This window comes from Streptomyces sp. NPDC040432 (assembly GCF_055595445.1).
Genome location: NZ_JBVIVP010000049.1, coordinates 1 through 13247, shown reverse-complemented (window position 1 = coordinate 13247; position 13247 = coordinate 1). Strand labels below are relative to the sequence as shown.

Genomic DNA, 13247 nt, shown 5'->3' with positions numbered 1-13247 from the left:
GAGATGATCGCCGTCAGACCCTCGCGGATGTCCTCGCCCGCCAGGTTGTCGTCCTTCTCCCGGAGCAGCTTCTTGTCCCGCGCATAGCGGTTGACGACCGTTGTCAGGGCCGTCCGGAACCCTTCCTCGTGGGTACCGCCGTCGTGGGTGTGGATCGTGTTGGCGTACGAGTACACGCTCTCGGCGTACTGGCCGTTCCACTGCATCGCGATCTCCACCGACAGGAGTCGTCCGGGATCCTGCGCCTCCACGCCGATCACGCTCGGGTGGACGGGTTCGCCCTTGCGCCCGTTGAGGTGGCGGACGAAGTCCGCGATGCCGCCGTCGAACCGGTAGGACACCGCCCGCGACGCCTCCGGGTCGTCCTCACCAAGGGTTCGGGCGGCGGCCCGCCCGTCGGTGAGGGACAGGGTCAGGCCCCTGTTCAGGAAGGCCATCTCCTGGAAACGGCGCGACAGCGTCTCGAAGGAGTACTCGGTCGTCTCGAAGATGGTGTCGTCGGCCCAGAAGGTGATCGCGGTCCCGGTGCGGTCGGTCTCCTCGTGGCGGGCGATGGGACCGGTCGGCTCACCGTGCTCGAAGGACTGGCTCCAGCGGAACCCGTCCGCCCGCACCTCGGCCGTCAGACGCGTCGAAAGGGCGTTGACCACGGACAGGCCCACCCCGTGCAGGCCACCCGAGACCGCGTACCCGCCGCCGCCGAACTTGCCGCCGGCGTGCAGAACCGTCAGGACGACTTCCAGCGCCGGACGGCCGGTCCCGGGATGCAGCCCGACCGGGATGCCCCGGCCGTTGTCGGTCACCCGTACGCCGCCGTCGGGCAGGATCGTCACGTCGATCCGGTCGGCGACGCCGGCCAGCGCCTCGTCGACCGAGTTGTCCACGATCTCCTGCACCAGGTGGTGCAGACCCCGGGCCCCCGTCGACCCGATGTACATGCCGGGACGCTTGCGGACCGCGTCGAGACCGTCCAGGACCTGGATCGCACGCGCGTCATAGGCGCCGGACACGAGGCCGGAGCGATCGGTCGTGGTGGGGGCGGCCGTGCTGGTGGTAGGGGTGGTGGCGGGGGCCGGGGCGCCGGATTCGATCAAGGCGATGCTCACTTTCGGGCATGGCGAACTCCGCTGCCGCGCATGAGCGGGACACCGAGCGGACGCCGACGGGTGGAGCGGTCCAGGGCATGACGAAGCACGCCCTCGGCCGTGGGAGACCGGCCGCGCACCGCGCGACCGGACCATTCCACTCTATCGGTCCGTCCGATCTGAGGTAGGGCAGGAAGGCATCCAGGTGGCCGTGAGAGTTGATTTCCGGGGTGGAGGTGAATCCCCCCATGAAAGTTCCACGAGAGAGCCCTGGAGAGCTCCTCAGGGGTCCGCAAGGGGCATTCGGGGAAATCGCTCAAGCGTGGGATTCGTCGTCACGCTCCGTTGCTCTGGGCGTGCGCTTCCGGGCGCCCACCTTCTTCTCCGCCACGTACGCAGGCGGCCGGGATGACCGCGACCCGGGCGCGCCGACCTGCCCCGCCGGCACGGCCCCGATCCCGCCTGTGCCCACAGTGGTGGCGCGCCCGATTCCGTCGCCGGGCGGGACCGCGGCCCCTGCGACCCTCTCCGCTCACGCACCTCCGGCCGCGCCGTTGAAACCGCGAGTGGAGGCGGGCGCTCGCTTCGTACACTCGTCCGATGGACGGAATGAAGTGCACGTACTGCGGCGGAGTGGGCCTCGAACCCGGATTCGTCGAGGACGCGGGTGAGGGATCCCGCGGCTACGCCCGTTGGATCGCCGGGGCGTTGGAGAGGGGTGTGTTCGGGGGCGCCAAGCGGCTGGGTCGGCCCCGCCGCCGCATCGAGGCGTACCGCTGCCCGCGCTGCGGCCACTTGGAACTCTTCGCCACCGAAGCCGTCTGACCCCGTCCGGCGCCGGGACCCGCGCGGCGGCGGTCCTGCTGAAGGGGCCCCTGCTCCTCGACTCCCTGCTGAAGGGTTTCCCCGCTTCGACGCGAGGCCCCGCGCCGCAGCGCTCCCCGTCTGGTCGACGGCCCACGGGAGCTGTGTCGCCGGTCGATCGAGTGGGCCGCAGCCATGCGCGGCCGCTGCCGCAGTCGGTCCATGTCGTTCGATCGGTCCGCCTTCCGGACGATTCGACGCCGTGTCCCACCGCGGCAAAGGGCGTCCTGTTAGCCTCGAACAGGGGTGGACCCAACTGCAAATCCACTGGCCGCACACGGCGTTCTGCCGGTGCCGTTCCGCAGTCCGTTCCCACTGTCGGCCCATCTCGGCCCGGGGTGGGAACGCCCCGTGCGGCCACCCGAACGGGAGCCGTCCCATGCCACACGACCTGCCCGCGGCCCTGGGCGGACAGCCCGTCCGCACCCGGCCCTTCCCCGCCTGGCCCAGCCCTTCCGTCGAGGCCCGCGCCGCCCTGAACGCGGTCTTCGACAGCGGTCACTGGTGGCAGAACGGCGACGGAGCCGCCGAACGCCTCGAAGCCGCACTGGTCGACCGGTTCGAGGTGCGCGCCGCCGTCGCGGTCACCAACGGAACCCTCGCTCTCGAAGTCGCCCTGCGCGCCGCGGGCGTCGGACCGGGCGACGAGGTCGTCGTCCCCGCCACCACCTTCGTGTCGTCGGCCTCGGCGGTCTCGGCCGTGGGTGCGACGCCGGTGCCCGCGGACGTGCGGCCCGACACCTTTTCCCTCGACATGGAGTCCGCCCGCGCAAGCGTCACCGCACGGACGAAAGCCCTGGTGGTCGTGCACCTGGGCGGCCAGCCCGCCGATCTCACCGGTGCCCGGCTGCTGTGCGACGAGAAGGGGTTGCTCCTCATCGAGGACAGCGCCCAGGCCGTCGCCGCCGCGTGGGACGGCCTGCCCGTCGGCTCGGTGGGCGACATGACCGCGATGAGCTTCCAGGCGGCGAAGCTGTGGCCGGGTGGCGAAGGCGGCGCCGTACTGATCCGCTCGGACGGCGCCCTCGCCGGTCGGGTCGAACGCACCGCCAACTGTGGTCGAAGGAGAGGGAGTTCCGACTACGACCATCTGGAACCGGGGACCAACGCACGGATCAGCGAATTCCACGCGGCCCTGGTGCTCAGTCATATGGCGGGGACCGACGCCCTGTGGCTCCGGCGCAAGGACACCTACGAACGCCTCGACCGGGCCCTGCCGGCCGGCGCCCTCGCGGCGGTCGACCCCCGGGTCACCCGACACGACCACTACATGGTGCTCCTGCGACTGCCCGAAGCGGCCCTCGCGGAAGGGCTCGACAACGCGACCACCGTCCGGGCCCTGGCCGCCGAGGGAATTCCCGCGCGCGTCCTCTTCCCGGCATGGCACCTGTTGCCGGCGTTCCGGCCCCCGACGGGAGCCCCGAGGTCGCTGCCCGTGGCCGAGGGCGCGACGCGCAGCGCCCTGTGGCTGCACCACCGGCTGCTCCTGGACCCGGACTGCGCCGAGGACCTGCCCGCCGCCTGGAGCCGTGTCACCGCCCACGCGGCACGACTGGCCGCCGGCCCGGAGGTGCGGCCGACGGCGACCCCGGTACCGGGCTGATCCCCGAGCCCCCGGACGTTCGACGACCGGTCGGATCCGCCGGCCGGAGGAGAGCCCGCAGGCCCCGCCCCGGACGGGGACGGAGCCTGCGGGTCGGACCGGGTCAGCGACTCGTGACCAGGAGCTGGGCGGAACCGTCGGGGAGGGCGGCGACACCGACGCGCAGGGCGGAGAAGGTGGCCGCTCCGCCCGCTCCCGCGACGGGCTGGAACGGGCTCCAGCTGCCCGCCGCGTTCCGGATGCGGTGGTACACGTTGCCGTCGTTGCCGATGGCCACGAGCTGGGCCGAGCCGTCGGGGGTGATGGTGAGCGAGGCATTGCGCGCCGACATCGTCGCGGTGCCCACACCGTCGACGGGGAGCAGCCCCGTCCACGAGCCGTCGGAGCGGCGGATCGCGTGGTAGAGATTGCCGTCGCCGCCGATGACCGCGACCTGAGCCGAACCGTCGGGGTTCGCGGCGATGGACACGTCGAGGGCCTTCATGGGGTTGCTGCCGGACATGAGGGGCTGGAACCCGGTCCACGTGCCGTCTGCCCGCCGGATCTGGTGGTAGGCGACGCCGTCCCCGCCGACGGCCAGGACCTGCGCGGACCCGTCGGGGGAGACCGCGATCGAAACCCGGCCGGCCTTCATGGGCGAGCCGTCGGCGACGGTGAGGGGCTGGAATCCGGTCCAGGTACCGTTCGCCCGCCGGATCTGGTGGTACAGGGCGTTGTCGTTGCCGACCGCGAGCACCTGTGCCGCGTTGTCCGGTCCGACGGAGACGGCGACCTGACTCGCGGCCATCTGCTGACCGGAGTTGTCGGTGAGCGCACCCCAGGGCTGCCAACTGCCGCTCGTGTAGCGGATGGTGTGGTAGACGTTGCCGTCGTTGCCGATGCCGAGGACCTGCGCGGAACCATCGGGCGCGCCGGCGATGGCTTCCTCGCTACCACTGAACGTGGGCGCCGTACCCACCCCGTTCAGGGAACCCATCGCGCTCCACGAGCCGTTCGCGAAGCGGGTGCCGTGAACGAACCGGCCGTTGGAACGGCTGGGTTCGGTGACGTCCTCCGCGATCCGGTCGTAGCGGTACGGCTTGAAGCCGCGGCTGGAGATCTCGTTGAGGTCCATGACCCGGGCGCGGGTCGGCTTGCCCTTGCTGTACTCCTCGATGACGTTCGCCCTGGTGTGGGCGGCGTCCGCCCAACCGGTGAAGAGCACGACGTGCGTATCGATGTTGTTCAGGGCATCGCCGGGGCGCAGGTCGTTCAGACTGGCCAACCGGCTGGAGACGTTGGGCAGGGACGAGGTGGTCAGGCTGTCCGTCAGCTGCCAGGCCATGGAGACCAGACCGGAACAGTCCTGCCGGTAGCGACCGCCGGTCTCCGCGTCGCCCCACCAACCGTACGGGCTCACCAGCCCGTTGGGGCTGTAGTGAACGCCCTTCGTCACCCAGTCCTGTGCTCGGGCCACGGCCTGGCTTCTGGTGACGGTGCCGCCCGGGGCGGCGCCGTGGCCGAGCGTCCCCGTCGTGGTGGGGCGCATCCAGGGCGAGATCACCGTATCCGCGTGGGCGGGCATGGCGCTCAGCACGACGGAAGTGGAGACACCCGCGAGGAGGAGGGCCAGGCTGCGGGACAGGGTGTGACGGGTCATCGAAAGTTCCTTGAGAGGAGTGCACGGAGCACGGGTGAGGTGAGCGTGAGGGTGGTGGGCGCGGTGCGTCTCGGCCGTGGACCGATCCCTCGATCCCGTTGCCGCGACGACGGTCGCGGTGGGTCGATTCCTTGTACCGCCGGGGGTCCGTCCCCCGGTGGCGATCACCACTCTCGGCCAGGACAACCACGTCCGGAAGAGAAAACCGCAGGCCACAAGCGGTCCGGGACGGTTGCGGCCAGACCCGTCCGCCGCCACGGCGCTCTCGCATCCCCCGCCGCGCCTCCCGCCCGCCGAGCGGCCGACGCCGCTACCCGCGCCCCGCCGGCGCCTCGGCCCCGCCACCGCTCCGCCCTCATGCCCTCGGGATTCCTGCCGCACCTTCGCCTCGGTTCCCGTCCCGATCCGCTCGGCCGGGTCCGGCCGGTCCGGTGTGCGCGGCATCATGGGGCGGCGGGGCGCGTACGGGTGCGCCTCGTCGTCCGTCAGTGGGATCCGGGACCTGCTGAACGGATCGCTGAACGGGTGTTCCGGAGAGAAGCGCGAGGGTGACGGCCATGACCGGTGACATCGGGATCGACAAGGCTGCAGGGGTGCTGAGGGCGGGTGGTTTGGTGGCCCTGCCGACCGAAACCGTCTACGGTCTGGGCGCGAACGCCGAGGACCCCGTGGCCGTCGCGCGGATCTTCGAAGTCAAGGGGCGGCCGCCCTCTCACCCGCTGATCGTTCACATCGCGGCCGCGGACCAGTTGGACGATTGGGTCGAGGGGGTGCCCCGGGCCGCGCGCCTGCTGGCCGAACACTTCTGGCCCGGGCCGCTGACCCTTGTCCTGCGGCGCGGCCCACGTGTGCCGCTGGAAGCGACCGGTGGCCTGGAGACGGTGGCCCTGCGCGTGCCCGATCACCCGGTGGCTCTCGCATTGCTGGAGGCGTTCGGCGGCGGCGTCGCGGCGCCGTCCGCCAACCGCTTCGGGTCCGTCAGCCCCACCACCGCCCACCACGTTCGGGTGGAACTCGGTGACGCCGTCGATTTCGTCCTGGACGGCGGATCCTGCGAGGTCGGCGTCGAGTCGACCATCGTCGACGTCACGGGCGCGATGCCGAGCATCCTGCGACCGGGCGGGGTGACGCGCGAGGACCTCGAAACGGTCCTGGGGCATCCGGTCGCGGTCCCGACCGCGAGCGGTGTCCGGGTGCCGGGCCAGCACCCGTCGCACTACGCGCCGCGTGCCCGTGTCGTCCTCGTCGAGCCGGACGAGGTCGTCGCCGAAGCGGGGCTGGCCCAGGAGGCGGGACACCAGGTGGGCGTCTTCCTCCCCCCTCATCTGGCCGGTACTGAGGTGAAGGCGCACGCCGTGGTGTCCGTGCCCGGTTCGACGGCGGCCTACGCGCGCGGACTGTACGGGTTTCTGCGTGGCCTCGACCGGCAGGGGTGCGACCTCATCGTGGCGTCCCTGCCGGAGGAGGCGGGTCTGGGGTCGGCGATCGCCAACCGGCTTCGCCGGGCGGCGGGGCCCCGCAAATCGGTATGAGCGGGGCCCCGTGACTCCGTGTGAACCTCAGGATGAGGTGGTGATCGGCGCGTCGAGGCCGCGGGTGGCGACGAGCTGTGCGCTGCCGTCGGCCAGACGGTAGGACAGCCCGACCACGGCGGTCCGGCCGTCGGCCACCGCGTCGGCCAGGACGCGGGAGCGCTCCAGCAGCAGGTCCACCGTCTGCTCGATGTGCTCGGCCAGGATCTCCTCGGCGCTCTCGCGTCCGGCGGCGCGGGCGGCCAGCACGCTCGGGGTGACCCGTTCGACGACGTCGCGGACGAAGCCTCCGGGCGTCTGCCCGTTCGTGAGGGCGGAGCAGGCCGCTGCGACCGCGCCGCACGAGTCGTGGCCGAGGACGACGACCAGCGGCGCGTTCAGGACGCTCACGCCGAACTCGATCGAACCGAGGACCTCGGTTCCGGTGACGTGTCCGGCGGTGCGGACCACGAACAGGTCGCCCAGACCGCGGTCGAAAATTATCTCGGCGGCCAGCCGGGAGTCGGAGCAGCCGAACAGCACGGCGAACGGCTGCTGGGACGGAGCGGTCTCGGTGCGGCGGGTGGCGTCCTGGTTCGGGTGCTCGGGCGCGCCGGAGATGAAGCGCTGGTTACCGGCCATGAGCAGGTCGAAGGCGTCGCGGGGCGTCGGGTTCTGGATCGCGGTCATGGCGGCAGCCTACGAGGCGGCACCGTGCGTCGCAGCGCCTGGTCCCCCGGACGGCTCAGGGGCGCACGATGCCCCGACATGCCGCGACCCCGACCCTTGTCGACCGCCCCGGGCCTGCCGGGCGGGAAGTCTCTCCGACGGGGGAGGGCCGGCGCGGCCCGCTGCCGACCGCCGGCCCGATTCCGATCGGGCCGCGGAAGTACGGCCATGACCTGGTCGATCATGGCCGTACCGGTCTGCCGGTGGCCCCTGAGCCGGCGGTGGCGTCGAAACGCGACGGTCTCCAGGGAACGGATTCCCCGACGGGCGGCAGCGTCGCCGCCCGTGCAGGGGCGCCTGGTCACATGGGCGTGAGGACCGTGTCGATGACGTTGACGGTGGCGTTGGCGGTCGGGACGTCGCCGCAGACGATCTTCGCCTTGCCGTTGACGGTGTACGAGTCCCCGGAGCCGGCCGTGGTCAGGGTGCCGCCTTCGAGCGTCTTGAACGATCCGGAGGCCAGCTGGTCCGGCATGATCTTTTCGCCGACCACGTGGTAGGTGAGGATCTTGGTCAGTTCGGCCTTGTCGGCGAGGATCCTGTCGAGGTCGGCCTTCGGGATCTTCGCGAAGGCGTCGTTGGTCGGCGCGAACACGGTGATGTCCTTGGCGTTGTTCAGGGTGTCGACCAGACCGGCCTTCTTCACCGCCGTGACCAGCGTCGAGAGCGCCGGGTTGTTCGATGCAGCCGTGGCGACGGGGTCCTTGGCCATGCCCGCGAGGCTCCCGGCGCCCTCCTTGGGCACCGATGCGCACGCGGGTCCGTACGGGTCGGCAGGAAGCGAGTCGGCGAACGCCGGGGCTGCCGCCCCCAGGCCGAGCGGAAGCACGAAGGCCGCCACCGCGACCGCTGCGCTGCGGCGGACGATTCGAGTACTCATGAGTCCTCCCTCAGGGAGTGGAGCTTGATACGGACGTCCGTCCGGGGCTTTTCGACGCCGAGGACAGCAGGGGCAGAACCACCCCACGTGCGGGGGCACGACATCCTTTACCCATCGATTCGTCGCCGGGGGACACATCGGTTGCCGGAGAAATCTACGAAAAATGGCGGTTTCGGCCTTCCTCAGGTTTTCGTCGAATGTTAAGCCGAGGAACGGCTTGGCCCCTCACCGGGTCGTGGCCTGGGGCATCCGCAGGGCAAGCACGATCATCCCGAGGGCTCACTCATCCGGGTCACGACCTGCGAGATAGGTTCGCCAGTCCGCCCGGCCGCCCTCTCCGAGTACCTCCACCGTGGAGGCCAGCTCGGAGCTGCCGGGCGCGCGCAGTTCCCTCCGGGCGACTTCGGCGACCAGGAGGGGGAAGAGCGGACGCAGTGGCTGGCACCAGCGCAGCCAGGGAGGGGCGTAGACGTGCCGGGACCGGTGGGCGATGCCCTTGGCCAGCCAGGCGGCGACCTGCTCGGGGCTGTTCACCCGCCGGGCGAACCACGGCTGATGTCGGCGCAGAGCCTGCAGCACCGGGTTGTCGTCGATGCCGACCACCATGTCGGTGCCGGTCCAGTGGACGTAGGCGATACCGACTCCGATGCCCTTGGGCGCGACCTCACCGCGAAGCGCCAGGGCACATGACTCCGCACCGGCCTTCGACGCGCAGTAGGCACTCATCATCGGCGCGGAACCGAAGGCCGCTGTGGAAGCGATCTGGAGAAGGTACCCGCGGGTGCGAGCGAGTTGCGGCAGGAAGGCACGGGCGGTGTTCGCCGACCCTGTGAGATTGACGTCGATGACGCGCTGCCACAGCGTGGCGTCCGTGAGCTCGAAGGGACCTCCGACGGCGATGCCCGCGTTGGCGACGACCACGCCGGCCGGCCCCAGCCGTGTCTCCACATGGAGGGCGGCGGCCGCCAATTGGGCGGTATCGGTCACATCGGCCTCGAAGCAGGTGCTCCGTCCGGCCAGGGTCGCGGCCGTCCGGCGAAGGGACGTGCCCTCCCGTCCCACGAGTGCGACCAGCATGCCTTGCTCGGACAGCTGTCGCGCGAGAGCGGCGCCGATTCCTCGTGCGGCACCGGTCACGACGGCGACCCGTCCTGCCAGGACACCTTGTGGCGGGTTCCCGCTCTCTCCGGCCTCGGGCATGTCGGTCATGAGGTGTCCTGTTCTCGTGCGTCAGGTCATCAGTTCCAGTAGTCGTGTTGCCGCTCTGGTGGGGCCGAGGGCGTGCACGTGCCGACGCAGTTCCTCAAGCGCGGGGTGCGGGTTGTCCAGCAGGGCGGAGACGGCCTGCCCGGCGCTCTCGGCTTTCAGGCCGTGCGGGTCCAGGCACAGGCCCGCCCCGGACCTCTCGGCGTCGTGGGCGATGGAGAACTGATCGCTTGAGAAGGGCAGGACGAGGGCGGGGACCCCGGCCGCGAGACACTCGGTGAACGAGTTGTTGCCACCGTGGTGCACCATCGCGTCGACATGGGCGAGGAGCGCCTGCTGCGGCACGGTCTCCGCGACGGTGACCCGCGGCCCGGACAGTGCCTTCAGGGCATCGTGACGGTCGCCCGCCGCGAGGATCACCGATGTGTCGGAGCGCTCGCGCAGGATCCCGCGTGTCACCGCGCTCAGGACGTCGTGCCGGGCGGACAGGAAGGTGCCCAGGGCCACCAGCACCACGCGTCGCCCCCTTCGCCGCAGCCTGCGCAACTCGGACTCCCAGAAGGCTCCGGGACCCGAGGCCCCGGGACGTGACAGGTGCCCACTGAAAACGTATGCCGGGCCGTCCGGTCGCGGGGGAAGCCACTCGAACATCGGATAGTTCAGCATCACGGCCCTGGACGAGAACAAGGCGAAGGCCCGCCGCGGCACGGGTCGGTGGGGCGCGTGGAGGGAGACGAAACGGGCGAAGAGTTCGGTGAAGGAGCGGTCGTTCGCCCGTGCCGCCCGACGCAGGGCCTTCAGGTCCGCATGGGCCGGCCGTACCGCGCCGGGCCACGCGTAGGGCATGCCGAAGAGCGCCCCCGGTGCAGTGGGCAGGTAGCTGGGATGCCCGGGGCAGAAGGTCGCGTAGGGCAGGTCGAGACAGTGCAGCGCCAGGGTCACGGCGTAGCTCAGTTGGTCCACCACGTACCAGTCGGCCGGGCGGCGGGCGTGCAGAGATCTCACCTGCTCCAGGACCCTTTCGGGTTCGGCCAGCATGTCCGCCGCCCGGTGCCGGGCCTGGACCAGCAGTGCGGCCACGGCTCCCGCGTGCGTGGCCCTGAGGAATTCCTCCAGCCGCCCGGCCTCCTGGCCGCCCTGCGGGGTCCGCCGTGCGATACCGGTATTGGCGTTGCGGGTGACCGTCAACGGGGCGAACCCCACTCCGGCGGCGGTGGCCAGCGGAGCGAAGGCCTCACCGCAGGCAAGGGTGACGTCGGCGCCGGCTGCGCGAAGCTCGCCCGCCAGCACGGACAGGGGCGCCGCGTGGGAACTGAACGGCGGGGCGATCACGGTGACGCGCGGCACGGGGAACCGCCTTCCGAGGAGAGTCGTCTGGATTGCCTTCGCCCCCGGACCGGCACACGGATGCACCGGGATGGATCACGCCCCGTGCGGCCGCAGCCGCATCCGAAGGGGTGGGCCCGACCGAAACACGGCATGACCATCCCCGAGCGAGAGCAGTGCTCCGTGGACGAAACCACCCGGCAGAACGGGTCCGCTTCCTTCCTCGCGACCCGACGCTCCTTCTGGGCCTCCCGGCCCGCGCCGCACCTCGCCCACTCGACCGATCCCATGGCGGCCTTCCTGCACGCCGAGTACTTTCCCGGGCACGACCACCTCGTCGATCCCCTCGACGGGCGGACGGCGTCACTACGTCGCCGCATGCGACGGCACGGGGCCGCAACCCCGACGGAGCTCCTGGCTGCCGCTGTCCGCGGCGACCGACGGCTGCGGAGCACCGTCACGGAAGCCTGGCCCGTCTCCCTCGTCCACCACGGCTCCGGCACGGTCCTCGGCGCACTGATCGAGGAGATCCTCAGCTGCGAGGACGCTGCCACCCTCGCCCATCTGATCGACCTCGCCACCGCGGGACACCTCCACGTCCTCGACGTCGCCGGCTGGACCGCACTGCTGCGCAAAGCCGTCCTCAACGAGAGACCGGCCAGGCTGGCACTCTGGCGCCATCTGGCCGAATGGCCCGAACACCGGCGGCTCCTGCCCGAGCCGCAGACGGCCGCCGACGCCTACGAACGACTTCTCCTCACAGCCGCCGGCGGAAAGCCCCTGTTCGACCCCCCGTACCTGCCGCACCAGGAGGGCCTGCTCGTGGTGCAGTCGATGCTGCTGGGCGGCATCGACACCCCCGGGGAGGGCAACGGCGGTGGCCTCGGCGTCCTCCTCGCCGGCCTCGGTGACGCGCTCGCACGAACGAGGGACATCCGCGCGGTCATCACCCTCGTGACGCGGGAGGCGAGCGAGCTCGCCCAGGAGCCGAATCTGCTGCGAGCCAGGGGAACGGGACACTGGACACTCGGCCTGCCACTGGACCCGTACGACGACGCCACCACCGGGTCGGCGTCCGGCCACCACGGCAGCGCCCTCACCTGGTGGGCGCGCAAGCTCATTGAAGGGCTCGGATGTCCACCGGACATCGTCCACGTCCGATACGCCGACGACGGATCCCTCGCCGTGGCCGAGGCCGCTCGACTGCTCGGCGCACGCCTCGTCTTCACCGCGACGCCCGACCCGCACCGGCGCATCAGCCGCCGCCCCACCGGATCCGCGCCGCCGAACAAGGACGAGACGGAGGAACTGCGCCAAGACCTGCACCGGGTCTTCGCGGCGGACCGACTCGTTCATCGCGCCGACGCGGTCATCGCCATCCCAGGCAAGGACGGCGCGGCGGAGTTGCTCCGGCACTTCCCGCAGCTGGCGTCCGAACGTGGGGGACAGGGACCGAGCGCCCCGCCGGAAGGGATCACCGCCTACCGACCGGCAGCGGACGAGGCCCTGCGACGTGAGCGACTGCTGAACATGATCTTCGGCACGGATGGGCCCACGGCGATCGGTCCGGCAGCCCGGCCACGGCCCGTCCTGCTCACGGTGGGCCGCCTGCACCCGCTCAAACAGCAGCACGTCCTGGTCCGCGCGTGGGCCGAGTCCGGCCTGTACCGGAGGGCGAACCTGGTCGTCGTCGGTGGCTCACCGCAGGCCGATGGCACGAACGAGCCCGAACGCAAGGTGCGCGCGGCGATCGGCGACGTGCTGGCCGACCATCCGCGGGCGGCCGCCCGACTGGCGATGGTGCCGGCCATGCCCAACGACGACATCCGCTGTCTGGAGCGGGCCCTGACCCTCTCGCACGAGATCGGCCAGGCCTACTACGTCTGCCCGAGCGTGAAGGAGGAGTTCGGCATCGCCGTGCTGGAGGCCATGGACGCGGGCCTGCCGGTCGCCGCCACCGGTTGCGGGGGCATCCCGCACTACGTGGAGGACATGGTCAACGGGATCCTCCTGGACACCTCATCGGCACAGGCTCTCGCCGGGGGACTGGAGCGGCTGCTGGACGTCGACCTTCAGTCGATCAAGGCCATGGCCCGCCGTGCCCGTTCGACGGTCCGGGCGGACTACTCCATCGATGCCGCTGCCACGGCCTTCGCATCCGTCTACACGTCGCTACGGGAAGCCCCGGTGGCATCCGCCCGCAGATGACCGCCGGTGGTCACCCCTCCCGCCCATGGCTCAGCCGCACGGACAAGTACGGAAGAAGACGATGACCCACATGAATCGGGCCGCCCCCTATGACGCCCTCGTGCTGCTGTCCTTCGGCGGCCCCGAGGGACCCGACGACGTCGTGCCGTTCCTGGAGAACGTGACGCGGGGGCGGGGTATCCCGCGTGAGCGGTTG

At 71.3% G+C, this 13247-nt stretch carries 11 protein-coding genes; 5 read left to right on the top strand and 6 right to left on the bottom strand.

Features of this window, described 5'->3' with window-relative positions:
• The coding region (locus tag ACZ58N_RS38625) for an ATP-binding protein (protein WP_471170281.1) at positions 1 to 1094 on the bottom strand (1094 nt) is incomplete at its 3' end.
• 591 nt (positions 1095 to 1685) lie between these two features.
• On the opposite strand from ACZ58N_RS38625, the gene ACZ58N_RS38620 reads away from it, so the two are divergent.
• Together ACZ58N_RS38620 and ACZ58N_RS38615 are read left to right on the top strand one after the other, a co-directional pair.
• Positions 1686 to 1910, top strand: coding sequence for a hypothetical protein (locus tag ACZ58N_RS38620; protein ID WP_471170273.1), 225 nt, complete (start codon positions 1686 to 1688; stop codon positions 1908 to 1910).
• A 418-nt stretch (positions 1911 to 2328) separates the two neighbouring features.
• On the top strand, positions 2329 to 3552 hold the full coding sequence (locus tag ACZ58N_RS38615) for a DegT/DnrJ/EryC1/StrS aminotransferase family protein (RefSeq protein ID WP_471170270.1): 1224 nt from the start codon (positions 2329 to 2331) through the stop codon (positions 3550 to 3552).
• A gap of 103 nt (positions 3553 to 3655) precedes the next feature.
• Here ACZ58N_RS38615 and ACZ58N_RS38610 read toward each other — a convergent pair whose 3' ends face one another.
• The gene (locus ACZ58N_RS38610; protein ID WP_471170268.1) at positions 3656 to 5191 is read right to left on the bottom strand and encodes a DUF8189 domain-containing protein; all 1536 of its coding nucleotides are present in this window, start codon (positions 5189 to 5191) and stop codon (positions 3656 to 3658) included.
• Between the two features lie 557 nt (positions 5192 to 5748).
• Here ACZ58N_RS38610 and ACZ58N_RS38605 point away from each other — a divergent pair.
• A complete protein-coding gene (locus ACZ58N_RS38605) occupies positions 5749 to 6723 on the top strand; it encodes an L-threonylcarbamoyladenylate synthase (protein WP_471170266.1) in 975 nt (324 codons plus the stop codon).
• A 27-nt stretch (positions 6724 to 6750) separates the two neighbouring features.
• Here ACZ58N_RS38605 and ACZ58N_RS38600 read toward each other — a convergent pair whose 3' ends face one another.
• The 4 genes from ACZ58N_RS38600 to ACZ58N_RS38585 all read right to left on the bottom strand — a co-directional run bounded on the left by ACZ58N_RS38600 (position 6751) and on the right by ACZ58N_RS38585 (position 10864).
• A complete protein-coding gene (locus ACZ58N_RS38600; protein WP_471170264.1) occupies positions 6751 to 7392 on the bottom strand; it encodes a carbonic anhydrase in 642 nt (213 codons plus the stop codon).
• A 340-nt stretch (positions 7393 to 7732) separates the two neighbouring features.
• Complete coding sequence (locus tag ACZ58N_RS38595) at positions 7733 to 8311, bottom strand: fasciclin domain-containing protein (protein ID WP_471170261.1); 579 nt, start codon at positions 8309 to 8311, stop codon at positions 7733 to 7735.
• A 279-nt stretch (positions 8312 to 8590) separates the two neighbouring features.
• Positions 8591 to 9520: an SDR family oxidoreductase gene (locus ACZ58N_RS38590; protein WP_471170259.1), complete on the bottom strand. Its 930-nt coding sequence runs from the start codon at positions 9518 to 9520 to the stop codon at positions 8591 to 8593.
• Positions 9521 to 9541: 21 nt separating this feature from the next.
• Positions 9542 to 10864: a glycosyltransferase gene (locus ACZ58N_RS38585; RefSeq protein ID WP_471170256.1), complete on the bottom strand. Its 1323-nt coding sequence runs from the start codon at positions 10862 to 10864 to the stop codon at positions 9542 to 9544.
• Between the two features lie 162 nt (positions 10865 to 11026).
• Here ACZ58N_RS38585 and ACZ58N_RS38580 point away from each other — a divergent pair, with 162 nt between their 5' ends.
• Positions 11027 to 13051 (top strand): glycosyltransferase family 4 protein, encoded by a 2025-nt coding sequence (locus ACZ58N_RS38580; protein ID WP_471170253.1) that lies wholly within the window; start codon positions 11027 to 11029, stop codon positions 13049 to 13051.
• A gap of 61 nt (positions 13052 to 13112) precedes the next feature.
• A partial coding sequence (locus tag ACZ58N_RS38575) for a ferrochelatase (RefSeq protein ID WP_471170278.1) occupies positions 13113 to 13247 on the top strand: 135 nt, incomplete at its 3' end.

Bases quoted from the DNA above. Each gene is read 5' to 3' on its own strand.
- ACZ58N_RS38600 (WP_471170264.1), bottom strand. From the start codon at position 7,392: ATGACCGCGATCCAGAACCCGACGCCCCGCGACGCCTTCGACCTGCTC.
- ACZ58N_RS38620 (WP_471170273.1), top strand. From the start codon at position 1,686: ATGGACGGAATGAAGTGCACGTACTGCGGCGGAGTGGGCCTCGAACCC.
- ACZ58N_RS38605 (WP_471170266.1), top strand. From the start codon at position 5,749: ATGACCGGTGACATCGGGATCGACAAGGCTGCAGGGGTGCTGAGGGCG.
- ACZ58N_RS38615 (WP_471170270.1), top strand. From the start codon at position 2,329: ATGCCACACGACCTGCCCGCGGCCCTGGGCGGACAGCCCGTCCGCACC.
- ACZ58N_RS38610 (WP_471170268.1), bottom strand. From the start codon at position 5,191: ATGACCCGTCACACCCTGTCCCGCAGCCTGGCCCTCCTCCTCGCGGGT.
- ACZ58N_RS38595 (WP_471170261.1), bottom strand. From the start codon at position 8,311: ATGAGTACTCGAATCGTCCGCCGCAGCGCAGCGGTCGCGGTGGCGGCC.
- ACZ58N_RS38590 (WP_471170259.1), bottom strand. From the start codon at position 9,520: ATGACCGACATGCCCGAGGCCGGAGAGAGCGGGAACCCGCCACAAGGT.